Here is a 22569-nt window from a genome sequence, read left to right as displayed (position 1 = left end):
CGAAGCCCCCGCCGGGATGGATCAGGCCAGCGACGCCAGGATGGCGTCCACATCCACCACATCGCGCTGCGCAGGCGCGAGGAACTGCTCGGCATACTCGCGCCACACACCGCTGGTGAGGAAAAACCGGAACACCTCGGCATCGATGTGCCGGTCGCGCACCATGTGGGTCATGATCTTGAGCGACTCGGACAGGGTCTTGGGCGGCTTGTAGGGGCGGTCAGCCGCCGTCAGCGCCTCGAAGATGTCGGCCAGGGTCATCACCCGGTCGGCCAGGGTCAGCTCGGCGGCCTTCAGGCGGCGTGGGTAGCCCGTGCCATCCAGCTTTTCGTGGTGCGAGCCCGCAATCATCGGCACCCGCGCCAGGTGCGGTGGAAACGGCAGGCCGCTGAGCATGATGATGGTCTGCACGATGTGGTCGTTGATCTTGAAGCGATCCTCTGACGTGAGCGTGCCGCGCTGGATCGACAGGTTGTGCAGCTCGCCCAGATGGGCCTCCTGCGGCGGCAGCACCATGTCAAAGCCCCAGCGGTTGGCGGGGTTGCCCGCCTCCACCGGCGGCTTGCGTGCACCCCAGGGCACGATGTGCTCCGGACGGTCGGCCAGCAGGGGTTCGTTGGCAGGCAGCGGGCGCGCTGGCACGTTGGCCAACCGCAGCATCTCGGCGGACGACAAGCCCAGGCGGTCGTCAAAATGCCGCTGCCACACCTGGCGGCCAATGGCCTTGAGACGGGCGATGTCGGCCTCGGCCATGAATTCGCCGCCCACGTTGCAGCGGGCCACAAAGGCAAAGTCCTGCTGCAATTGCTCGCGCCGCTGCAGCAGCTCGCGCTGCAGGCGCACCGGGTCCACCCCCGCCACCTGCTGCTTCCAGTAGTCCAGCTCGGCATCGCGCCACAGCACCTCGAAGCGCATGCGCACCTCGTGGATGCGGTTGTAGAGCGTCTCCAGCTTGGTGGCCTTGTCGATGATGTGCTCGGGGCTGGTGACCTTGCCGCAATCGTGCAGCCAGGCGCCCAGGCGGAACTCGTAGCGCTCGGCATCGGTCATGCTCACCTGGGCAAAAGGCCCCTCGTCGGCCTCACACATGCGCTGCATCAGCGACTCGGCCAGCTGCGGCACCCGCTCGCAGTGCCCGCCAGTGTAGGGGCTCTTGGCGTCGATGGCGTCGGCCAGCAGGCGGATCACGGCGTCCAGCAGCTTCTTCTGACCTTCAATCAGGTTGCGCGTTTCAATCGCCACCGACAGCGTGCCCGAGAGCTTCTCGACAAAGGCGCGGAAGTGCGCATCGTCCTGCAACGCATCGGCCACATACCGCAGCACCAGCAGCCCCAGGGGCTGCCCATCCCGCGTGCGCAGCTGCACGCGCAGCACACGCACGGGTTCGGCGTCGTCATCGTCTTCGTGCTGGTCACCTTCCTGTGCCTGGGTATGGTTGATGAAGTGCACCATCGCCAGGTGCTCAGGAAAGCGTGACTGCTGCTCAGGGTCTTCGCAGTAGCGGGCTGTGCGCAGCAGGCCCGCACGCTGGGGTTCCACCATGTAGACCGCGCCGCCCGTACAGCTGGTGGCACGCACCAGCTCGTACAGCACGCTCGACAACATCAGGTCGGTGCGCGATTCGGCGCTGATGTGGTGGGTGATGTGCAGAAACTCCTGGATGGTGTCCGACATGCGGTCCATCACCTGCCCCAGGTCGCGCACTTCGCGCACGGGCGACAGCGGGCGGGCCGCCCGCCGGAAGTCGAACCGCGCCAGCGCCCGCGCCTGTGACGCCAGGCCAAACAGGCTGCGCCCCACGCGCCGCCCGGCCAGCCAGCCCACGGGCAGCATGAGCCCGATGAGCGACACCGACAGCCACACCTGGCGCCGCAGGTTCTCGTTCACATCGGCCAGCAGCGCCTGGGTGGGAATGGCCATCAGGATCTGCAGCCCCCGCCAGCGCATGGATTCGAGCGGCAGGGCACGGGTCAGCCACTCCTCGCCATCGGCCACCAGGCGCTGCGACTTTCCGCTTTGCAGCCCGGGCCCTTGCATGGCCTGCAGGCTGCTCACCCCCAGGTCGCCCAGCGTGCGCAAGCGGAGGCTGGACGTTGCACCATCGCGCATGATCACGCGGGACATGTCCGGGTAGGCCAGCACGCGCAAGTCCTTGTCCACCACTGCAATTTCGGTGCGGGGCATCAGGCGCAGCCCGGCAATCTCGCGCCCCAGATCGGTCAGCGCTACATCCAGACCAATCACCGCCCGCCCGTCTTCGCTGGGCTGGCTCAGCGTGACGCCCACTTCCTGCGTGGTGAAGAACACATACGGGGCGGTGAGGATCTGGGTGTTCTTTTCAGCCGCCTCGGCATACCAGGGCCGGGTGCGCGGGTCATAGCGGTACTCGGGCCGCACGGAGGAGTCGATCTGGCGCAGCGCAGCGTCGTAGTAGCTCCAGCGCCCCACCATGCCGCTCACACCCCGCTCGCGCGCCATGGACTGCACCAGGAAGGCCGTCTCGCGGGGCGCATCCAGCCGCAGGCGCATGGCTTCGTCGCGCACGGGGCGCACCAGCAAAAACTGGCCATCGGGATAGCCGATGAATACGGCCGAGAGCAGCGGGTTCTGCTCCAGCAGGCGCGCCAGCACCGGCAGGCGGCGCATGCGTGCGGGCAGCGAGGTGGCCGAGGCAATGGGGTCGAACGCCAGCAGGCGGATGGCCGCATCGGCCGGGTCCACGATGCGCTGCACCCGCTCGGCCACCAGTTGGCTGATGTGCTGCGCACTGTCGTCGGACGCTGCAATGATGGCCTGGCGCGCGCTGGTGCTCACCTGGTAGACCAGCAGCGCCGTAAGCAGCAGCATGGCCGAGACCACCACGGAGGCGATCAACACCTCGAACGGCACCGTGATGCGCCGCCACCAAGGCAGGTCGGCCGCCGCGCCCTGAGTGAGCAGGGTCGGCGAATCGTCAGGCACGGTGGGCTTGGGCGCTGGCGGGCTTTCGCGCATGGTGTCGTCCATGCGGCTGAATGTAGGGGGAAAGCCCGTCGCGCGTCATCCCCTTTTTCGCAACACCACCCAGGCAGCCAGCGTGGCGCCGGGGATCAACCCAGCTGCTGCGTGACCCAGCCGGTCACAGAGGCCAGCGCCGCAGGCAGCTTGGAGGCATCGGTGCCGCCCGCCATCGCCATGTCGGGCTTGCCGCCGCCTTTGCCACCCACTTGCTGGGCCACAAAGTTGACCAATTCTCCGGCCTTGAGCTTGCCCAGGCTGTCGGCCGTGACGCCGGCAGCGATCTGCACCTTGTCGCCATCCACGGCAGCCAGCACGATGGCAGCGGTCTTGAGCTTGTCCTTGAGCTGGTCCATGGTGTCGCGCAGGGTCTTGGCGTCTGCGCCGGGCAGCGCGGCGGCCAGAACCTTGAGGCCCTTCACCTCCACGGCCTGGTTCACCAGCTCGTCGCCCTGGCTGGATGCCAGCTTGCCCTTCAAGGCCGCCACTTCCTTTTCCAGAGCGCGGGCGTTGTCCAGCGCCTGGCTGATGCGACCGTTGAGTTCGGCCACGGGCGCCTTGAGGGTGCTGGCGGCCTGGTTCACGGTGTCTTCCAGGTTCTGCAGATAGGCCAGCGCGTTGGCGCCCGTAACGGCCTCGATGCGGCGGATGCCCGCAGCCACGCCGCCCTCACCCACCACCTTGAACAGACCGATGTCGCCCGTGCGCTGCACGTGGGTGCCGCCACACAGTTCGCGGCTGGTACCGATGTCGAGCACGCGCACGGTTTCGCCGTACTTCTCGCCAAACAGCATCATGGCGCCGGTCTTCTGGGCGGACTCGATGTCCATCACACGGGCCTGCGTGGGCTGATTGGCCAGAATTTCTTCGTTGACCCGGCGCTCGATCTCGCGGATCTCTGCGGCCGTGACTGCACCGTTGTGCGTGAAGTCGAAACGCGTGCGGTCAGCATTGACCAGGCTGCCCTTTTGCTGCACGTGGCTGCCCAGCACTTCGCGCAGCGCCTTGTGCATGATGTGCGTGACCGAGTGGTTGCGCATGGTGGCGGCGCGCACGGCCGTGTTCACCTGGGCCTGCACCGTGTCGCCCACGTTCAGCGTGCCCTCTTCCAGCGTGCCGTGGTGGCCGTACACATCGGCCTTGATCTTGAGCGTGTCGCCCACCGCAAAGCGGGCCGAACCACTGGTGATGGTGCCTTCGTCACCCACCTGACCGCCGCTTTCGGCGTAGAACGGGGTGGTGTCGAGCACCAGCACTCCGTTTTGACCGGCTTTCAGTGCCGCTACGCTCGTCCCATCTACATAGATTGCTACGATTTTTGCAGTCTCAGACAGGTTCTCGTAGCCGGTGAACTGGTTGGCCACGCCGGTGTACTCCAGCGCCTTGTCCATCTTGAACTTGCCAGCGGCGCGGGCCTGGGCCTTTTGCTTCTCCATGGCGGTCTTGAAACCAGCCTCGTCCACTTCCACGTCGCGCTCACGGCACACGTCGTTGGTCAGGTCGAGCGGGAAGCCGTAGGTGTCGTGCAGCTTGAAGGCCACATCGCCGGGCAGCACCTTGGCGCCGCCTTCCAGCGCGGCATCCAGAATTTCCATACCGTTGGCCAGCGTTTCAAAGAAGCGCTCTTCCTCGGTCTTGAGCACATCGGTGATGCGCTGCTCCTGCTCGCGGATGGAGGGATAGGCGTCACCCATCACACGCACCAGGTCGGCCACCAGCTTGTGGAAGAACGGGGTCTTCTTGCCCAGCTTGTAGCCGTGGCGGATGGCGCGGCGCACGATGCGGCGCTGCACATAGCCCCGGCCTTCGTTGCTGGGGATCACGCCGTCGCTCACCAGGAAGGCGGTGGCGCGGATGTGGTCGGCAATCACGCGCAAGCTCTTATTTGCCGCACTAGCTGGTTGCATAAGGGCTGCGGTACCAGCGTCGCCCATTTCTCTAGCTGCAGCCTTGATGAGCTGGTCGAACAGGTCGATCTCGTAGTTGCTGTGCACGTGCTGCAGGATGGCGGCAAGGCGCTCCAGGCCCATGCCAGTGTCCACGCAGGGTGCGGGCAGCGGGGTCACGGCGCCCGTTTCGTCCATGTTGAACTGCATGAACACGTTGTTCCAGATCTCGATGAAACGGTCGCCGTCTTCATCGGGGCTGCCCGGAGGGCCACCAGGGATCTCAGGGCCGTGGTCGTAGAAGATTTCGCTGCAAGGGCCGCAAGGGCCAGTGTCGGCCATCATCCAGAAGTTGTCGGACTTGTAGCGGCCGCCCTTGTTGTCGCCGATACGGATCACGCGCTCGGGGGGCAGGCCGATCTCTTTGGTCCAGATGTCATAGGCCTCGTCATCTTCTTGATACACCGTGGCCAGCAGGCGCTCGGGCGGCAGCTTGTAGACGGTGGTGAGCAGTTCCCACGCCCACTTCAGCGATTCGCGCTTGAAGTAGTCGCCAAACGACCAGTTGCCCAGCATCTCGAAGAAGGTGTGGTGGCGCGCGGTGTAGCCCACGTTCTCCAGGTCGTTGTGCTTGCCACCGGCGCGCAGGCAGGCCTGCACGGACACGGCCCGGTTGTAAGGGCGCTTGTCGGTGCCCAGGAACACGTCCTTGAACTGCACCATGCCCGAATTGGTGAACATCAGCGTGGGGTCGTTGCCCGGCACCAGGGGGCTCGATGCCACAACGGTGTGGCCCTTGGAGACGAAGAAGTCCAGGAAGGACTTGCGGATGTCGGCGACAGAAAAAGTGGGTGTGCTGCTCATGGTGTGGTGGAGTGGTTTCACACAGTGGGGCGCCGTGCAGGCCGATGCCTGCTGACGGCCCAGCGGGACCAACCTTTCATTATAGGTTTGGCGCCTCGTAGCCCGTGGCTGGGGAACGACACCGCCTGGCTTACGGCCTGTGCCCGCCCCCACCCCATCCGCCCCACTCGCGGATGCCTGCCGTCAGACATGGCCCGCACGCACTTTGCAAAAAGATGAAAACGCCCATTGCATTTCAAATATTTCTTTAATATATTTACAACATACTGAAGTTCATCACCCACCCCGGAGCACGTTCCCATGAATCCCCAACCCCGCTGGCAAGGCATCTTCCCCGCCATCACCACCAAGTTCCACGCTGACGAGTCGATCGATGCCGAAGGCACGGCCCGCCACATCGACTTCCAGATCCGCAACGGCATCCACGGCCTGGTCACCTGCGGCTCGCTGGGCGAAGCCAGCACGCTGACGCTGGAAGAAAAGCTGAAGGTCGCCCAGATCGCGCTGGAAGCCGCCGACGGCCGCGTGCCCGTGCTGGCCAATGTGTCCGAAACCAGCACCCGCGAAGCCCTGCGCTACATCGACGGTGCCAACAAGCTCGGCGTGGCGGGCTACATGGTCATGCCCTCGGTGATTTACGTAGCTGATGCGCGCGAAGCCATGGCCAATGTGCGCGCCATGGCCGCAGCCGCCCAGCGCCCGCTGATGGTCTACAACAACCCTGTCGCCTACCGCGTGGACCTGAAGCCCGAGCACATGCTGGAGCTGGCCGATTGCGAATGGATCGCCGCCATCAAGGAAAGCACAGGCGACATCCGCCGCATCACCGACCTGCGCAACACCGTGGGCAACCGCTACCAGCTCTTCCTGGGCGTGGACGACCTGGCCTACGAAGGTCTGGCGCTGGGCTGCGACGGCCTGCTTGCGGGCGTGGGCTGCGCCTTCCCGCGCGAAACGGTTGCGTTGTATGACCTGATGAAGGCCGGAAAATTTGCCGAAGCGCTGCCGCTGTACCAGTGGATGACGCCCATGCTGCACCTGGATGTGTCGAACAAGCTGGTTCAGAACCTGAAACTCATCGACGTGCTCGTGGGCGTAGGCACCGAGCACATGCGCCGCCCCCGTCTGCCGCTGGTGGGCGAAGAGCGCGCATTTGTCGAGCGTGTGGTCCGCCAGGCGCTCGAAACCCGCCCGACCCAGTACCAGTCCGTGGCCTGACACGCCCCGCCATTTCCGTCACCGGGCCGGCCGGACGAGACACCGGCCCTTTCCATCACGCACACACAAGAGGTTTTCCATGACACGTGCATCTTTCGGATTTCGGACGCTCACGCCCGCTGCCATTGCGGCCCTGCTTCTGGCGGGCCACGCCCACCAGGCCAGCGCGCAAGAGCAGGTCATCAAGATCGGCCACAGCGGCCCGCTCTCGGGCCCCAACGCCTTTGCGGGCAAGGACAACGAGAACGGCGTGCGCCTGGCCGTTGAGGAACTCAACGCGAAAAAGATCGTGGTCGAGGGCAAGACGCTGAAATTCGAACTCGTGTCAGAAGACGACCAGTGCGATGCGCGCACTGGCGTGAGCGTGGCCCAGAAACTGGTGGACAGCGGCGTGAAGTTCGTCATGGGTCCGTACTGCTCGGGCGTGGCCATCCCCGCGTCCCGGGTCTACAACGACGGCGGCGCCATGGTGTCCACCGTGGGCACCAACCCCAAGGTAACGGAAGGCGGCTACAAGAACCTGTTCCGCATCATCGCCAGCGACACGCAGATTGGCTCCAACATGGCCGTGTATGCAGCGCAGGTGCTCAAGGTCAAACAGGTGGCCGTGATCGACGACCGCACCGCCTTCGGCCAGGGCGTGGCCGACCAGTTCACCAAGGAGGCCAAGAAGCAGGGCCTCACGGTGGTGGGCCAGGAGTTCACCACCGACAAGTCCACGGACTTCCTCTCCATCCTCACCAGCCTCAAGGCCAAGCAGCCGCAGGCCATTTTCTTTGGCGGCTACGCGCCCCAGGCCGCGCCCATGGCACGGCAGATGAAGCAACTCGGCCTTACCGCCAAGCTGCTGGGCGGCGACACCCTGTGCAGCCCCGAGGTAGGGAAGCTCGGCGGCGAGGCCGTGAACGACACTGTGTTCTGCGCCCAGGGCGGCACCATGCTCGACAAGGTGGCCAACGGCCCGGCCTTCAAAGCCAAGTACAAGGCGCGCTTCAAGCTGGATGCCGACGCGTATGCCGCCTCCTACTACGATCAGGTGATGTTCATGGCCGACGCGATGCAAAAGGCCAACTCCACCCAGCCCGCCAAGGTGGGTGCACAGATGCTCCAATCCAGCCACCAGGGCGTGGCGGGCACCTACGCCTACGATGACAAGGGCAACCTCAAGCAGGCGCCCATCACGGTGCTGACCTTCCGCAACGCTGCGCCCGTGCCCCTGGCAAGTTACTGACCCCGTTCTCAGCCCTTACCCCTGAAACAACTCCATGAAACGCATCCAGATCCTTGATTCCCACACCGGTGGCGAGCCGACCCGGCTTGTCATTGGCGGTTTTCCGGACCTGGGCACTGGCACCATGGCCGAGCGGCGCGAGCGCCTGGCGCGCGAGCACGATGCCTGGCGCGCCGCTACCGTGCTGGAGCCGCGCGGTAGCGACGTGGTGGTGGGCGCGCTGCTCTGCGCACCGCAAGACCCTGCCAACGCGGCAGCCGTGATCTTCTTCAACAACAGCGGTTACCTGGGCATGTGTGGCCACGGCACGATTGGCCTGGTCGCATCGCTGGCCTACATGGGCCGCATCCAGCCTGGCGAACACCGCATCGAAACGCCCGTGGGCACGGTCACCACGACACTGCACACCGATGGATCAGTCAGCGTGCGCAATGTGCCCGCCTATCGCCTGCACCACCAGCTGGCGGTGGATGTGCCCGGCTACGGGCGCGTAGTGGGTGATGTGGCCTGGGGCGGTAACTGGTTCTTTTTGATCTCGGACCACGGCCAGCGCGTGGCCAGCGACAACCTGGAGGCCCTGATGCACTACAGCTGCGCCGTGCAGCAGGCCCTGAAGGACCAGGGCATTCGCGGCGACAACGGTGGCGAGATCGACCACATCGAACTCTTTGCGGACGACGACAATGCCGACAGCCGCAACTACGTGCTGTGCCCCGGCAAGGCCTACGACCGCTCCCCCTGCGGCACCGGTACCAGCGCCAAGATCGCCTGCCTGGCCGCCGATGGCAAGCTGGCACCCGGTGCCATCTGGCGCCAGGCCAGCATCATCGGCAGTCAGTTCGAGGCCAGCTACACGCTGCAGGACGATGGCAAGCTGGTCCCCACGCTGCGTGGCCGCGCCTACATGAGCGCAGAAGCAACCTTGCTGATCGACGACGCAGACCCCTTCGGCTGGGGCATCCGGCTGTAAAGCGCCTCTTTCCATCCGCACAGGCCCCATGCAAATCACCGATATCCTTGTGATTGGCGCTGGCATCGTCGGCGCGGCCTGTGCCCATGCGCTCGTGCAGGCCGGGCTGTCGGTGCGAATCATCGATGCGCGGCTGGGCGGTGCCACGGCGGCAGGCATGGGCCATCTGGTGGTGATGGATGACAACCCGGCTGAGCTGGCACTGAGCAAATCGTCGCTCGACCATTGGCACGCCTGGGCGCCGCAGATGGATGCAGGCTGCGCCTTCACCGCCTGCGGCACGCTCTGGCTGGCTGCCAACGAGGCAGAGCTGCAGGCCGCACACGCCAAGCGCGCCACCTTGCAAGCACAAGGCGTGGCCTGCGAGATGCTGGATGCTGCCGCCCTCGCCCGTGCCGAGCCCGCGCTGCGCCCTAGTCTGGCGGGAGCGCTCAAGGTGCAGGGCGACAGCGTGGTCTACGCCCCGCGCGCCGCGCAATGGCTGCTGGACCAGGCCGCAGCGCATGGGAAAATTGTTCTTGAACAGGCCGAAGCCACGCAGATCGACGGCCGCACCGTCACCCTGCGCGATGGCAGCCAACGCAGCGCGGGGTCCATCGTGCTGGCCAGCGGCATCCAGGCCCCGCAGCTGTGCCCCGGCCTGCCGCTGCGCCCCAAAAAGGGCCACCTCGTCATCACCGATCGTTACCCGGGCACCGTGCACCACCAATTGGTGGAGCTGGGCTACATCACCAGCGCGCACCACAGCGATGGCACCTCGGTGGCCTTCAACGTGCAGCCCCGGCCTACCGGCCAGTTGCTGATTGGTTCGTCGCGCGAGTTCGACACCACCGACGCGGCCGTCAACCACGCCTTGCTGGCGCGCATGCTCCAACGCGCACTGATGTACCTGCCCGGCCTGGCGGACCTGAACGCGATCCGCACCTGGACAGGGTTTCGCGCCGCCACGCCCGACAGTCTGCCCATCATCGGCCCGCACCCCGAGCGCCCCCACCTGTGGCTGGCGGTAGGACATGAAGGGTTGGGCGTGACCACGGCACCCGCCACCGCACAACTGCTGGCGGCACAGATCACCGGAAGCACGCCGCCCATCGACCCCAGGCCCTACGCGGCGCAGCGTTTTGATTTGCGGGGTGCTGCATGACGCGTCCGGCAACCACCACCGTGCAGATCGCCGTGAACGGAGTCCCCCGGCAAGTGCCAGCGGGCACCAGCGTGGCCGCCGCGCTGGCGCAACAACCGCCGGGCACCACCCGCACCTCCGTCACCGGCCATGCGCGCGCACCGCTGTGTGGCATGGGCGTGTGCCACGAATGCCGCGTACGCATCCACGGCCGCATCCGCCTGGCCTGCCAGACGGTGTGCGCCGACGGCATGGCCATCGACACTGATGCAGATATGGCCCCCGGGAGCGCTACGCCATGCCCATGAATCGCCCCCCCCCCATGCACGAACGCTGCGACATCCTCATCATCGGCGCAGGCCCGGCGGGCATGGCCGCAGCCCTGGCCGCCGCACCCAGCGGTGCAGTCATCACCATCGTGGACGACAACCCCCAGCCCGGCGGCCAGATCTGGCGCGATGGCCCACAGGTGGCCCTGCCGCCGCTGGCGCAGCAGCACCGCGCGGCCCTGGCCAAGCACGCCAACATCCGCGTGCTGACCGGCACCCGGGTGGTGGGCCTGGGCGCACGCCAGCCCACCGACAAGGCCCCCGCCCTGCTGCTGGAAGACGCCGACCGGGGATGGACCCAGCACAGCCACCGCATCATCCTGTGCACCGGCGCACGCGAGCTGCTGCTGCCTTTCCCCGGCTGGACCTTGCCCGGCGTGACGGGCGCGGGTGCACTTCAGGCCCTCATCAAGGCGGGGCTGGATGTGCGCGGCCAGCGCATCGTGATTGCTGGCACCGGCCCGCTGCTGCTGGCGGTGGCCGCTACGGCCACGCGGGCAGGTGCTACCGTGGTGCGCATTGCCGAGCAGGCCTCCTTGTCTGCGCTGGCAGGCTTTGCGGCGCAGCTGCCGCGCTGGCCTGCCAAGGCGTTGCAGGCCCTTACGCTGCTGAATACCAGGTTGCGCGCCAACACCCATGTGCTGGAAGCACAAGGCACCACCCAGGTGCAGTCCGTGCGGCTGCGCAAGGGCACGCACGCAGAAGAAACCATCGCCTGCGACCGCATCGCCTGCGGCTTTGGTCTGGTGCCCAACACCCAGCTGGGCCAGCTACTTGGTTGTGCGCTGGGCGGACCACTGAGTGATGGCCTGGGCCTGGTGGTGGACGCGCAGATGTGCACCTCGGTGGCAGGTGTGTTGGCTGCTGGGGAAAGCACGGGCTTTGGCGGCAGTGAGCGGGCCCTGGTGCAAGGCGCGATCGCGGGCCATGTCGCGGCAGGCCACGTGCAACAGGCATATGCAATGCGCACGCAACTCGCGCGCTGGGAAGATTTTGCCCAGGCGCTGCAGACCTCGTTTGTGCTGAACGAACAGCTCAAGGCCCTACCCCGCTCCGACACCCTGGTATGCCGCTGTGAAGACGTCGCCTATGCCGACCTGGCCCCGCGCCAGGGCTGGATCGACGCCAAGCTGCACACCCGCTGCGGCATGGGCGCCTGCCAGGGACGCATCTGCGGGGCGGCCACACAGCACCTGTTTGGGTGGACACCTGCCGCGCCCCGGCATCTGCTGGCGCCTGCGCGCATCGCCACGCTGGCGGCCAGCGACAAGCCCACGCTCGAAGCCGCTGGCGCGCCGCCTGCCTGACGGGCGCACCACGCACGGGATCACCAGGCACAGCACGCAGGCACCTATCTTGCTTATAAATATATCAACCGGATATTAAAAACTGCACATCGCCCCATGCCCTCATCCCACAGCCCCACCCCACCGCCTGCTGCCACGCCGCGTACCCCTGTTCGCTGGGTGCTGGCGCTGTCCTCGCACATCCTGCGCGTCGAGCGATATGTACTCACCGGCCTCATGACGCTGCTGGTGCTGCTCATCCTGTTCAACGTCGGCACACGCTACTCAGGCATGCCCATCTACTGGGTGGACGAAGCAGCGGTCTACACCGTGGTATGGCTGACTTTTGTGGGGGCCTCGGTGATGACGCGGCTGCGCATGGACTTTTCCGTGGGCCTGCTCACCGACCACCTGGGCCCGCGCAGCGTCCGAGCCGCCAAGGTGGTGGCCATGTTGGGTGTGTTGGTCTTTGGCGTAGCCATGCTGGTGATGTGCTGGGTGTGGATGGACCCCGTGGGCATTGCACGCCATGGCTTTGATGCCAAGGAGTTTGCGGCCGAAAGCTTCAACTTTTTGTACACCGAGCGCACGCAGACGCTGAACTGGCCCACCTGGGTGCTGCAGCTCATCCTGCCGCTGTTTTCGGCCACCTTCACCGTGCATGCGCTGGCCAACCTGCTCGAAGACCTGGGCGCCGCTGAACGCGTGCAGCACCCGGGCTTTGACGTGGTCAATGCCGACGCCGTGAACTGACCTCCGAGGCCCCCATGCTCACCACCCTTTTCTTCCTCGCCGTGCTGATGGTGGGCGTGCCCATCGGGGTATGCCTGTGCCTGGCAGGCATCGTGTACATCCTCAGCATCAACAGCCCGGTGTTGTTCCAGTCCTTCCCCGTGCAGATGTTCGGCGGGGTGGACAGCTACGGCCTCATCGCCATCCCGCTGTTCATCCTGATCGGCGAGATCATGAACAGCGGCGGCATCACGCGCCGCCTGGTGGACCTGGCCATGGCCTTCATCGGCTCGGTCAAGGGGGGGCTCGCCTACGTCAACATCCTCGCCAACATGCTGGTGTCGTCCATCATCGGCTCGGCCACCGCGCAGGTGGCCATCATGTCGCAGGTGATGGTGCCCGAGATGGAGAAGCAGGGCTACGACAAGACCTTTGCCGCCGGGCTCACGGTGTACGGCGGCATGCTCGGCCCCATCATCCCGCCCTCGGTGATGTTTGTGGTGTTCAGCGTGCTGGCCCAGGTGGCCGTGGGCGACATGCTGATTGCGGGCATCCTTCCCGGCGTCCTGCTCACGCTGCTGTTCTTTGTCGTGATCGCGCTCATGGGGTTTGTCTACGACTACCCCCGCAGCGAAAAGCGCACGCTGGCCCAGCGCGCGCGCACCGCCGCGCAGGCCAGCCCCACGCTGCTGATCCCGATTGTCATCGTGGGCTCCATCCTGAGCGGCATTGCCAACCCCACCGAATCGGCCGCCGTGGGCGCCGTGGCCTCGGCCCTGGTGGGGCGGTTTGTCACCAAGGAGTTCCGCTTCAACGCGCTGCCGCGCATCCTGCTGCGCTCGGCCATCTACTCGGCCGTGGTGCTGTTCCTGGTGGCAGCGGCGGCCGTTTTCTCGTGGCTGCTGATCTACGGCAAGGTGCCGCAGATGGTGGCCGCCTGGGTGCAGACCGTGGCGCACGACCCGGTCACCTTCCTGCTGTTGGCAAATGTGATCCTGCTGGTGATCGGCACCGTCATCGACGGCATCCCCGGGCTCATCATGACCGTGCCCATCCTGCTGCCCATTGCCACCGAGGTTTATCACATCGACCCGCGCCACTTCGGCGTGGTGGTGGTCATCAACCTGGTGCTGGGCCTGATGTCGCCGCCCGTGGGCCTGAGCTTCTTTGTGGCATCGGCCGTTACCGGCGCCAAGCCCGGAAAGATGTTCATCGTCACCCTCCCGTTTTTCATCATCAGCTGTGTGGCGCTGGTGATGTTGTCGCTGTTCCCCAGCCTGTCGCTCGGCCTGCTCAAGTAGCAGGGCATGCCGTACGACAGATCCGTCCCCCTCCCAACGTTCTTTCACTCACGGAGTTCACCATGACGACCCAGCCCGCCCGCCCAGTCTCCCGTCGCCACTTCATCCAGCGCCATGCCGTGGCCGCAGCCGCCGTCACGGGGCTGGGCTTTCCGGCCCTGGCGCGGGCTGCCGACGCCAAGGAGTTCCGCCTGGGCCTGATCACGCCCGCAGGCCATTCGTGGAACCGCGCTGCGCTGCAGTTTGGCGAGGCGCTGAAGAAGGAAACCGATGGCCGCCTGAGCGTCACGGTCTTCCACTCGGGCCAGCTGGGCAACGAGGCGGCGATGATGCAGCAGCTGCAGTCCGGCGCGCTCGACATGGGCTGGATCCAGGCCGCCGAGCTGGGCTCGCGGGTGGCCAGCATCGCGGCCATCAATGCGCCCTACCTGGTGCGCTCCACGCCCGCCGTGGCCAAGCTGGTCAAACACCCCGCAGCCACCAAGTTGCTGGAGGTGCTGCCGCGCGAGACCGGCACCATTGGCCTGGGTTGGGGCATCACCGGCATGCGCGCCGTGTTCTCCACCAAGGACATCAACCTGCCCACCGACATCAAGGGCATGAAGCTGCGCATCAACCCCACGCCCGTGTACCGCGACTTCTACCAGATGCTGGGTGCCGCCCCCACGCCCATCCCCACCCCCCAGGTGTTCGATGCGATGAGCAACGGCCAGGTCGATGGGCTGGAGGCCGACATCGAGTTCTCGTGGAACCAGCGCTTTGACAAGGTGGCCAAAACGCTGCTGCAGATGAATGCGCTGTTCATGCCCTTCGCCCCCCTGGTCTCCGGCCGCATCTGGCAAGGCCTGGACGCCAAGGACAAGGACCTCATCCGCAAGCTGGTGGCGCAGTCGCTGGATGCACAGATCAACGACATCGTGACCACCGAGGCCGGGCTGATCGAGAAATTCAAAGGCACGTCCATCGCGTTCAAGACGGCGTCGACCTTCAACCCCGACAGCACCATCCAGGAGTTCGACAAGCTGTGGCTGCCCAAGGCGCCGCAGATTGCCGAGCTGCGCAAGGCGGGCGCCAGCCTGGCCTGATGGCAGCGGGGCCGCTACTGCAAGCTACTAAGATGCGGTCCGCAACCCCGCCCCTCACACCCATCTCCCCATGACCACCCGCAGTGCATCCCCCCAGCGAGACCCCGCGCCCAAGCGGCGCGCGGCCGACGTGGCCTATGACGCCATCGAGGCCATGATCTCCACCCTGCAGCTGCAGCCCGGCTCGCCCGTGGTGGAGGCCGAGATTGTGGAAAGCACCGGCCTGGGCCGCACCCCCGTGCGCGAGGCGCTGCTGCGCATGGTCTCCATCGGGCTGATTGCGCAGCAGCCCCGGCGCGGGCTGCTGGTGTCGCACATCGACCTGGCCGACCACCTGGACGTGATCCAGACCCGCCGCGTGCTGGAGCGCCTGATCGCGTCCTGCGCCGCGCGCCGCGCCACGGCGCCCCAGCGCCAGGCCATCGTGCAGTGCGCCCAGAAGATGGTGGAAGCCGCCGCTCGTGGCCATCTGGACGACTACATGCAGGCCGACCACGCGCTGGACGTCGTGGTGCACCAGGCCAGCCAGAACCATTCGGCAGTCAAATGTGTGCAGCCGCTCATCGTGCAGTGCAGGCGCTTCTGGTATGCCTACCAGCACGAGGGCGAGGTATCCGAAGGCGCACGCGCCCACATGCAGCTGGCCCAGGGCATTGCCAGCGGTGACGAAGCGCACGCCATGGCCGGGGCCGAGCAACTGATGGAGTACCTGGAAAGATTTGCACGGCGCATCATCGACCGCTAAGCCGCACGGCCCAGCCACCTTTTACTATTTCTTTAATAGCTGCTAGCGCTTATCCATCAAGCGCTACAGCCATTTTTATTCATATTCTTCAACCTGAAGCCTTCCGTGGCATTCCGGTGGCGTATTCCAAGGCGACAGCCTTGCACGCCGAATGGCGCTACCCTGCGCCCCTGTTCCTGCCCAGCCGATAAGAGACACCATGGACACCAAGACCTCCCCCCTCGCCCTGCTGAATGATCCCACCCTGCTCAAGACCGACGGCCTCATCAACGGCCAGTGGGTGGCAGGCAGCAGCCGCTTTGATGTGAACGACCCGGCCACGGGCCTGAAGCTGGCCGACGTGGCCAACCTGGGCCCAGCGGACGCAGAGGCTGCCATTGCCGCCGCCAATGCCGCCTGGGGCCCCTGGAAGACCAAGACCGCCAAGGAGCGCAGCATCATCCTGCGCAAGTGGTACGACCTGCTGATGGCCAACCAGGACGATCTGGGCCGCATCATGACCGCCGAGCAGGGCAAGCCCCTGCCCGAAGCCAAGGGTGAAGTGGCCTACGGCGCGAGTTTTGTGGAGTGGTTTGCCGAAGAGGCCAAGCGCATCAACGGCGAAACCCTGCCCCAGTTTGACAACAACCGGCGTCTGCTGGTGCTCAAGCAACCCATCGGCGTGTGCGCGGCCATCACGCCGTGGAACTTCCCGCTGGCCATGATCACGCGCAAGGTCGCGCCCGCGCTGGCTGCGGGCTGCCCCGTGGTCATCAAGCCTGCCGAGCTGACGCCGCTCACCGCCCTGGCTGCAGCCGAGCTGGCGATCCGCGCAGGCATCCCGGCCGGTGTGTTCAACATCCTGCCCGCCGACAGCGACAACTCCATCGCCATCGGCAAGGTGCTGTGCGCGAGCGACGTGGTGCGCCACATCAGCTTCACGGGCAGCACCGAAGTGGGCCGCATCCTGATGGCGCAGTCGGCCCCCACGGTCAAGAAGATGTCGCTGGAGCTGGGCGGCAACGCGCCCTTCCTGGTGTTTGACGATGCCGACATCGACAGCGCTGTGGAAGGCGCCTTTGCCAGCAAGTACCGCAACGCGGGCCAGACCTGCGTCTGCACCAACCGCTTTTACGTGCAGGAAGGCGTGTACGACGAGTTCGTGGCCAAGTTTGCGGCCAAGGTCAAGACAGCCAAGGTGGGCAACGGCTTCGAGGCCGGGGTGAACCAGGGCCCGCTGATTGAGGAAGCCGCTCTGGCCAAGGTGCAGCGCCATGTGGATGACGCGCTGGCCAAGGGCGGCCAGGTGGTCGCGGGCGGCCAACGCCTCACCGCCCTGGGCTCGGGCCAGTTTTTTGAACCCACGGTGGTCGCCAACGCCACGGCCGACATGCTGTGCGCCCGCGAGGAAACCTTCGGCCCCTTCGCCCCGGTCTTCAAGTTCAAGACAGAGCAAGAAGCCATTGACGCCGCCAACAACACCGAATTCGGCCTGGCCAGCTACTTCTACAGCCGCGATGTGGGCCGCATCTTCCGCGTGACCGAGGCGCTGGAATACGGCATGGTGGGTGCCAACGTCGGCATCCTGGCCACGGAGCATGTGCCGTTTGGTGGCGTCAAGCAGTCCGGCCTGGGCCGCGAAGGATCGCACTACGGCATGGACGACTATGTGGAGATCAAGTACCTGTGCCTGGGGGACATCCAGAGCGGCAAGTAGCCCTGCCCTGTTCACCGTGCCCCTGGTCAAATGCTACTATTTTTATAGCTAATTAGGCAGACAGGGTGGGCGGAGAAGGCCAAAAAATTCAAAATTGGGGTCACCTGAAACCGCTGCGCACCTACACGCAGCGGTAGGCCACTTCAGACCGGCTGACCTGCACAGCCAGCTCCGCCTGCAGACCATACCGCGCACAGTGTTTGTCCGCTGCCTGCTGGGCGCCATCAGGGCCCAGCGTGGAGTTCTCCCAGTTGATGGACACCACCTTGTCATTGCCCACAACGATAAACGGCGCGGGCGGTGAATAGGCGCAACCGCACAGGCCTGCGGCCATCACCACCAGCCAGCGCCGGGCCATCGGGGTCATCGTGTACGTGCGGGTGCTTGTGCAGGTATCCATGCGGGCCGCAGTGTATCGGACGGCCCTTCACGGCTCTCCTCAGCGCCCGGCGGGCCACAGCCGCTTGAGCCGCAGCCCCGCCCACACGGCCACAAACACGGCCACCCCAAACACCCAGCCCGACAGGGCCCCCGCCATGCCACCCGACAGCAGCGTGCCGATGGTGCAGCCCAGCCCCGTCATCGCGCCCCAGCCCAGCAGCACGCCACCCGCCAGGCCCCGCATGGCATCGCGCCAGGTGGGCCAGCGCGGCGCAAATTGGCGGCTGGCCATGGCCGCAACAAACGCCCCCGCCACCAGGCCGGCCAGCAGCAAGGCATTGGGTGTGAACCAGGTGGACTGCGGCGCGGTGGCGCAGCCTGCAAAACCATCCAGCCCCTCCAGCCGCTCGGGAATCCAGCCCTGCCCCTGCGCCCACTGGCGCGCCGCACTGCCCAGCGTGGCTGTCACGCCCAGCGGCCGCATGCGCACAATCGCAAAAGCGCCGATCAGCCCCACCGCCAGGCCCCCTACCCAGTAAGGCCAGCGCCCGGCCCACAAGCTGCGCCACACAGCGCCCAGGCTGGGCACCGCGCCCCTTGCCGCCGATTCAGCCGCCGCCTCGCGTGCAAAGCCGCGCCACAACCAGGCCGCCACCAGCGCGAGCCCGCCCAGTTGCACCAGCAGCGCCCCGCCATACCCCAGGTGCGCGGGCAGCCAGACCACGGGGGCATCGGCCACGCTCAGGCTGTACAAGGGGTTCCAGGTGATGAAGCCCAGGATGAAACCCAGCGCTGAGCCAATGAGCGCAAACGGCGACACTGGCGAGCCCTCGGCCAGCCGGTACCAGTGCGCGCTGATACACGAACCCGACACCACCATGCCCGCGCCAAACGACAGCCCCGCCGCCACCAGCACCCAGCTCACCGGGCCGATGTGCATGTCGGGCGGCAGCTTGCCAGGCTGGGGCACGGGCAACCAGCTTCCCAGCACCACGGTATAGCCCACCACACCCACCGCCAGCGCCAGCACGATGGCCAGCAGCCCGCGCGGGTTGCCGTCTTCAAACCAGTCGCGCGCGTGGCAGTAAAAACAAAACCGCGTGCGCTGCAGCACCAGCCCCAGCACCCCGCCCGTGGCCAGCGCAAACGCCAGCGTGCGCCCGCCGGGCAGCGCCTGCACTGCGTGGGCTGCCACCCCCAGCGCCACCAACAGCGCCAGGGCGCCCGCGTGAGAAAAATTGATCTTGAACGCCATGAACCTCCCAGGCATAAAAAAAGCCCGCATGAAGCGGGCTGTAAAAGGAGACCCCCTACCAAAATCAGAAACTCTCTTTGTTTTGCATTGCACCTTCTTCCCAAAAGGTTCTGTCGGCAAACCCCATCACTTGGCGGCCCAGATCGTGCCCGCCGGGTTGGTGATGGGCACGCCCACCGCGTTGCCATATTCGGTCCACGAGCCGTCGTAGTTCTTCACGCTGTAGCCCAGGATCTTGGACAGCGCAAACCAGGTGTGGCTGGAGCGCTCGCCAATGCGGCAGTAGGTGATGATGGGCTTGCTGCCGTCCACGCCTGCGCTGGCATAGAGCTTTTTCAGATCCTCGGCCGACTTGAAGGTGCCGTCCTCCTTCACCGCCTGGCCCCAGGGCACATTGGCCGCACCGGGGATATGGCCTGCACGGATGCTCAGCTCGGGTACCCCGACAGGCGCAAAAATCTTGCCGGAGTATTCATCGGCCGATCGGATGTCCACCAACTTCGCATTGCTCTTGCCTTCGGCCGCCGCCAGGGCGTCGGACAGGCGGGCGCGCAGGTCGGTGTTCACCTTGGCCACCTTGTAGCTGGTAGCTGCAAATTCGGGCACGCGGTTGTTCAGCGGCTGGTTCTCGGCCTCCCACTTCTTGCGGCCGCCGTCGAGCAGCTTCACGTTCTTGACGCCATAGATGTCAAACACCCACGCGCCCCAGGCGGCAAACCAGTTGTTGGTGTCGCCGTACAGCACCACCGTGGTGTCCTGCTTGACCCCGGCTTTTGAGAGCAAGGCCTCAAACGCCTCCTTGCCCACGATGTCGCGCCGCACCCGGTCGTTCAGATCCTGGTGCCACGAAAAGTTGACGGCGCCCGGTACATGGCCTCGCTCGTACAGGCCCGGGTTCACGCTCACCTCGACGATGCGCACTTGCGGGTTGTCCAGGTTTTGAGCCAGCCATTCGGTGGTGACCAGGGGGCCTGCGGGGATGGGGGTGGCGGCCAGCAAAGAACCGCTGAACAGCACCACGCCCCCCGCCATGCAGGCGCGCAGCCATTGGCGCCATGGGACTTGCGTTGAAGAACGGTGTGGTGTGGTCATCGGATTCCTTTCGGTGTCTGTGGAGTGCCTGCACCGCAGGGCAGGTGAAAGGAATTTAGAGCCCAAAGACCCTGCGCCCAACCAACAAGATCGGCTATGCATATGCGGTTTGCGCACTTGCACGAACCGCTTTCAAGCTGGAAGCCGGATGCTGCCTATAATCCGAGGCTTCGCGGGTGTAGTTCAATGGTAGAACGGCAGCTTCCCAAGCTTCATACGAGGGTTCGATTCCCTTCACCCGCTCCAAATACAAAACCCGCCAGGCTCCACAGCTTGGCGGGTTTTTTCATGGGTGGACGCATTCAGCCCCGAATGGATGTCGCATCCTGCCCCAGGTTGAACCGCGCAATCGCCTCCACCATCTGCTGCGCCTGCGTGCGCAGGCTGCTGGCGGCAGCGGCCATTTCTTCCACCAGGGCGGCGTTCTGCTGCGTGGTCTGATCCAGCTGTGTGACGGCTTCACCGACCTGGCCTACACCGGCGGTCTGTTCGTTGCTTGCGGCGCTGATTTCGGAAACCATGTCGGCCACGCGCTGGATCGAGCGGACCACCTCCTGCATGGTGGTGCCTGCCTGGTCGGCCAGCACCGAGCCCTGCTGCACCATCGCGCTGCTGGCGCCAATCAGCTCCTTGATGGCCTTGGCCTCGGCGGCGGTGCGCTGGGCCAGGTTGCGTACTTCTGCCGCCACCACCGCAAAGCCACGGCCTTGTTCACCCGCACGGGCGGCCTCCACGGCAGCGTTCAGCGCGAGGATGTTGGTCTGGAATGCGATGCCGTCGATCACGCCGATGATGTCGGCAATCTTCTGGCTGCTGCTGTTGATGTCCTGCATGGTGCTGACCACCTTGGACACCACCTCCCCGCCCTGCTGCGCCACGCGGCTGGCGCCCACCGCGAGTTGGTTGGCCTGGCTGGCGCTGTCGGCGTTGTGGCGGATGGTGGCGCCCAGCTGTTCCATGCTCGCGGCCGTCTGCTCCAGCGCACTGGCCTGGCTCTCGGTGCGGCCCGAGAGGTCCTGGTTGCCCTGGGCGATTTCCGTGCTGGCGGCCGAGACGCTGTCGGCACTGGTGCGCACGGTGCCCAGGCTTTCCACCAAGCGGGCTCGAAAGCCCTCCATCGCCTGGGCCAGCGTGCCAATTTCGTCGCGGGACCGCACCGACACCGCATGCGTGAGATCGCCCTGCGCCAGGTAGGCCAGCGCGGCGCTCAGCTGCTGCACAGGCGCGCCCACCAGGCGGCGGGTGGCCAGCACCAGCACCACCGTCAGCAGGGCGAGGGCCACCACCACCCCCAGCCACAGCCAGGCCAGCACATTACGGGCCTCGCTCATCATTTCCGTCAGGGGCGCCTCGGCCACGATGGCCCAGTTCCAGGGCTTGTAGTGTTCCACCGCCTGGTAGCGCGTGGCACGGTCACCCTCGCTGCTGCGGCGGGGAGACCATTCCGACTCCAGATCCCCCGCCTGCCCCACCGCCGCCAGTGCCGCCATCCAGGCCTTGGCCTGCTCGTCCTTCTCGTCCACCTTGAGGGCCTTGCCCGCGCCCGGCAGGCCAAAAATGCTGCCCCGCGCGGGACCCGCCGAGAGGTTGACCGCATAGACCGCCCCCGTGGCAAACAGCTTTTGCCCCGCCATCACGGTGTCGAGCTTGCCCAGAATGGCGCCCATATCGGAGCCGATGAACAGAATGCCGATGGTGCGGTTGCCCTCGCGAATGGGCTCGTACACGGTCATGTATTCCCGGCCAAACAGGCTGGCGCGGCCAATGTAGGTCTTGCCCTCGTTCATCAGGGCATAGGCCGGGTGCTTGCGGTCCAGCAGGGTCTTGTAGGCGCGCTCACCATCCTGCTTTTTGAGCGATGTGGTCACGCGGATGAAGTCATCCCCCGTGCGCGCAAAAATGGTCGCCACCGCGCCCATGCTGTCCTTGGAAAAGCGGTCCACCACTTCGAAATCGCCATTGACGGGCGCCCCCTGGAACGACAACACGGCCTCGGGCTTGCCGTCGGCCCCGGGCGCCTCGGCCACCGAGAACTGGCCGGGGAAATTCGCCTTGAACAGGGAAAAGTCTCGCTTGGCCTGCTCTTGCGCGGTTTCGTCAAAGGTCTGCACCAACGTGCGCACCTGGGCGGCGTACTGCGTAGCATCGTCCCGCGAGAGGCGGCCAAAGTCTTTCCAGAGCAGGCCGCTGACGATGCCCATGGTGGCCAGCAAGACCACCAGCAGGCTGAACAAGGCGGTTGCCGACAGTTTGAAGGCCACTGAATGGCGGGTGTTTGACGAAATCATCTGGTGCTTTTCTGTAATTTATGCAAAGGCGTGCATATACGACAGACAAAGTACCCGATCTGCGGACGAACGCCAAACAGCGCAGCCACC

At 65.8% G+C, this 22569-nt stretch carries 17 protein-coding genes and 1 tRNA gene; 12 read left to right on the top strand and 6 right to left on the bottom strand.

The window, feature by feature from the left end; all coding sequences use genetic code 11:
- Positions 1 to 21: 21 nt before the first annotated feature.
- Positions 22 to 3006, bottom strand: a complete 2985-nt coding sequence (locus CBY09_RS16630; RefSeq protein ID WP_240515754.1) for an HD domain-containing phosphohydrolase — start codon at positions 3004 to 3006, stop codon at positions 22 to 24.
- Between the two features lie 83 nt (positions 3007 to 3089).
- Positions 3090 to 5747, bottom strand: a complete 2658-nt coding sequence (gene alaS / locus CBY09_RS16625; RefSeq protein WP_094290690.1) for an alanine--tRNA ligase — start codon at positions 5745 to 5747, stop codon at positions 3090 to 3092.
- Positions 5748 to 6047: 300 nt separating this feature from the next.
- Between alaS and CBY09_RS16620 the strand changes: the two genes are divergently transcribed.
- From CBY09_RS16620 to CBY09_RS16570, 11 genes are all read left to right on the top strand, one after another.
- Positions 6048 to 6965: a dihydrodipicolinate synthase family protein gene (locus CBY09_RS16620; protein WP_094290689.1), complete on the top strand. Its 918-nt coding sequence runs from the start codon at positions 6048 to 6050 to the stop codon at positions 6963 to 6965.
- Between the two features lie 79 nt (positions 6966 to 7044).
- Positions 7045 to 8196, top strand: a complete 1152-nt coding sequence (locus CBY09_RS16615) for a branched-chain amino acid ABC transporter substrate-binding protein (RefSeq protein ID WP_094290688.1) — start codon at positions 7045 to 7047, stop codon at positions 8194 to 8196.
- Positions 8197 to 8230: 34 nt separating this feature from the next.
- Positions 8231 to 9166: a 4-hydroxyproline epimerase gene (locus CBY09_RS16610; protein ID WP_094290687.1), complete on the top strand. Its 936-nt coding sequence runs from the start codon at positions 8231 to 8233 to the stop codon at positions 9164 to 9166.
- 28 nt (positions 9167 to 9194) lie between these two features.
- A complete protein-coding gene (locus CBY09_RS16605; protein WP_094290686.1) occupies positions 9195 to 10310 on the top strand; it encodes an NAD(P)/FAD-dependent oxidoreductase in 1116 nt (371 codons plus the stop codon).
- The gene (locus CBY09_RS16600) at positions 10307 to 10597 is read left to right on the top strand and encodes a 2Fe-2S iron-sulfur cluster-binding protein (protein WP_094290685.1); all 291 of its coding nucleotides are present in this window, start codon (positions 10307 to 10309) and stop codon (positions 10595 to 10597) included. Before CBY09_RS16605 ends, CBY09_RS16600 begins: the two co-directional genes overlap by 4 nt.
- Positions 10594 to 11925 (top strand): NAD(P)/FAD-dependent oxidoreductase, encoded by a 1332-nt coding sequence (locus CBY09_RS16595; protein WP_094290743.1) that lies wholly within the window; start codon positions 10594 to 10596, stop codon positions 11923 to 11925. The genes CBY09_RS16600 and CBY09_RS16595 overlap by 4 nt, the downstream gene beginning before the upstream one ends.
- Before the next feature lie 96 nt (positions 11926 to 12021).
- Positions 12022 to 12657, top strand: coding sequence for a TRAP transporter small permease (locus tag CBY09_RS16590; protein WP_094290684.1), 636 nt, complete (start codon positions 12022 to 12024; stop codon positions 12655 to 12657).
- Positions 12658 to 12671: 14 nt separating this feature from the next.
- A complete protein-coding gene (locus CBY09_RS16585) occupies positions 12672 to 13937 on the top strand; it encodes a TRAP transporter large permease (RefSeq protein WP_094290683.1) in 1266 nt (421 codons plus the stop codon).
- Positions 13938 to 13999: 62 nt separating this feature from the next.
- Positions 14000 to 15022: a TRAP transporter substrate-binding protein gene (locus CBY09_RS16580; RefSeq protein WP_094290682.1), complete on the top strand. Its 1023-nt coding sequence runs from the start codon at positions 14000 to 14002 to the stop codon at positions 15020 to 15022.
- A gap of 70 nt (positions 15023 to 15092) precedes the next feature.
- A complete protein-coding gene (locus tag CBY09_RS16575) occupies positions 15093 to 15767 on the top strand; it encodes a GntR family transcriptional regulator (RefSeq protein ID WP_094290681.1) in 675 nt (224 codons plus the stop codon).
- Between the two features lie 199 nt (positions 15768 to 15966).
- On the top strand, positions 15967 to 17463 hold the full coding sequence (locus tag CBY09_RS16570; protein ID WP_094290680.1) for an NAD-dependent succinate-semialdehyde dehydrogenase: 1497 nt from the start codon (positions 15967 to 15969) through the stop codon (positions 17461 to 17463).
- Between the two features lie 121 nt (positions 17464 to 17584).
- Here CBY09_RS16570 and CBY09_RS16565 read toward each other — a convergent pair whose 3' ends face one another.
- The 3 genes from CBY09_RS16565 to CBY09_RS16555 form a co-directional block, all read right to left on the bottom strand.
- Positions 17585 to 17830, bottom strand: a complete 246-nt coding sequence (locus tag CBY09_RS16565) for a hypothetical protein (protein ID WP_133066296.1) — start codon at positions 17828 to 17830, stop codon at positions 17585 to 17587.
- 72 nt (positions 17831 to 17902) lie between these two features.
- Positions 17903 to 19099, bottom strand: a complete 1197-nt coding sequence (locus tag CBY09_RS16560; RefSeq protein ID WP_165773930.1) for a YeeE/YedE family protein — start codon at positions 19097 to 19099, stop codon at positions 17903 to 17905.
- Between the two features lie 126 nt (positions 19100 to 19225).
- Positions 19226 to 20191 carry a sulfurtransferase gene (locus CBY09_RS16555; RefSeq protein ID WP_094290678.1) on the bottom strand — a complete coding sequence of 322 codons (966 nt, stop codon included), beginning with the start codon at positions 20189 to 20191 and terminating at the stop codon, positions 19226 to 19228.
- Positions 20192 to 20363: 172 nt separating this feature from the next.
- Here CBY09_RS16555 and CBY09_RS16550 point away from each other — a divergent pair.
- Positions 20364 to 20437, top strand: a tRNA-Gly gene (locus CBY09_RS16550).
- Positions 20438 to 20493: 56 nt separating this feature from the next.
- Here the strand turns inward: CBY09_RS16550 and CBY09_RS16545 are convergent.
- Positions 20494 to 22479 carry a Cache 3/Cache 2 fusion domain-containing protein gene (locus CBY09_RS16545; RefSeq protein WP_094290677.1) on the bottom strand — a complete coding sequence of 662 codons (1986 nt, stop codon included), beginning with the start codon at positions 22477 to 22479 and terminating at the stop codon, positions 20494 to 20496.
- Between the last annotated feature and the right edge of the window lie 90 nt (positions 22480 to 22569).

The organism is Acidovorax kalamii (genome assembly GCF_002245625.1).
GTDB lineage: Bacteria > Pseudomonadota > Gammaproteobacteria > Burkholderiales > Burkholderiaceae_C > Acidovorax > Acidovorax kalamii.
The sequence above is the reverse complement of the archived record's forward strand: the minus strand, read 5'-3'. Positions and strand labels throughout refer to the sequence as shown.

Excerpts from the sequence above, each read along its gene's own strand:
- CBY09_RS16565 (WP_133066296.1), bottom strand. The coding sequence starts at position 17,830 with ATGACCCCGATGGCCCGGCGCTGGCTGGTGGTGATGGCCGCAGGCCTG.
- CBY09_RS16570 (WP_094290680.1), top strand. The coding sequence starts at position 15,967 with ATGGACACCAAGACCTCCCCCCTCGCCCTGCTGAATGATCCCACCCTG.
- CBY09_RS16590 (WP_094290684.1), top strand. The coding sequence starts at position 12,022 with ATGCCCTCATCCCACAGCCCCACCCCACCGCCTGCTGCCACGCCGCGT.
- CBY09_RS16600 (WP_094290685.1), top strand. The coding sequence starts at position 10,307 with ATGACGCGTCCGGCAACCACCACCGTGCAGATCGCCGTGAACGGAGTC.
- CBY09_RS16615 (WP_094290688.1), top strand. The coding sequence starts at position 7,045 with ATGACACGTGCATCTTTCGGATTTCGGACGCTCACGCCCGCTGCCATT.
- CBY09_RS16585 (WP_094290683.1), top strand. The coding sequence starts at position 12,672 with ATGCTCACCACCCTTTTCTTCCTCGCCGTGCTGATGGTGGGCGTGCCC.
- CBY09_RS16595 (WP_094290743.1), top strand. The coding sequence starts at position 10,594 with ATGAATCGCCCCCCCCCCATGCACGAACGCTGCGACATCCTCATCATC.
- CBY09_RS16560 (WP_165773930.1), bottom strand. The coding sequence starts at position 19,099 with ATGGCGTTCAAGATCAATTTTTCTCACGCGGGCGCCCTGGCGCTGTTG.
- CBY09_RS16555 (WP_094290678.1), bottom strand. The coding sequence starts at position 20,191 with ATGACCACACCACACCGTTCTTCAACGCAAGTCCCATGGCGCCAATGG.
- alaS (WP_094290690.1), bottom strand. The coding sequence starts at position 5,747 with ATGAGCAGCACACCCACTTTTTCTGTCGCCGACATCCGCAAGTCCTTC.
- CBY09_RS16620 (WP_094290689.1), top strand. The coding sequence starts at position 6,048 with ATGAATCCCCAACCCCGCTGGCAAGGCATCTTCCCCGCCATCACCACC.
- CBY09_RS16605 (WP_094290686.1), top strand. The coding sequence starts at position 9,195 with ATGCAAATCACCGATATCCTTGTGATTGGCGCTGGCATCGTCGGCGCG.
- CBY09_RS16580 (WP_094290682.1), top strand. The coding sequence starts at position 14,000 with ATGACGACCCAGCCCGCCCGCCCAGTCTCCCGTCGCCACTTCATCCAG.
- CBY09_RS16575 (WP_094290681.1), top strand. The coding sequence starts at position 15,093 with ATGACCACCCGCAGTGCATCCCCCCAGCGAGACCCCGCGCCCAAGCGG.
- CBY09_RS16545 (WP_094290677.1), bottom strand. The coding sequence starts at position 22,479 with ATGATTTCGTCAAACACCCGCCATTCAGTGGCCTTCAAACTGTCGGCA.
- CBY09_RS16630 (WP_240515754.1), bottom strand. The coding sequence starts at position 3,006 with ATGGACGACACCATGCGCGAAAGCCCGCCAGCGCCCAAGCCCACCGTG.
- CBY09_RS16610 (WP_094290687.1), top strand. The coding sequence starts at position 8,231 with ATGAAACGCATCCAGATCCTTGATTCCCACACCGGTGGCGAGCCGACC.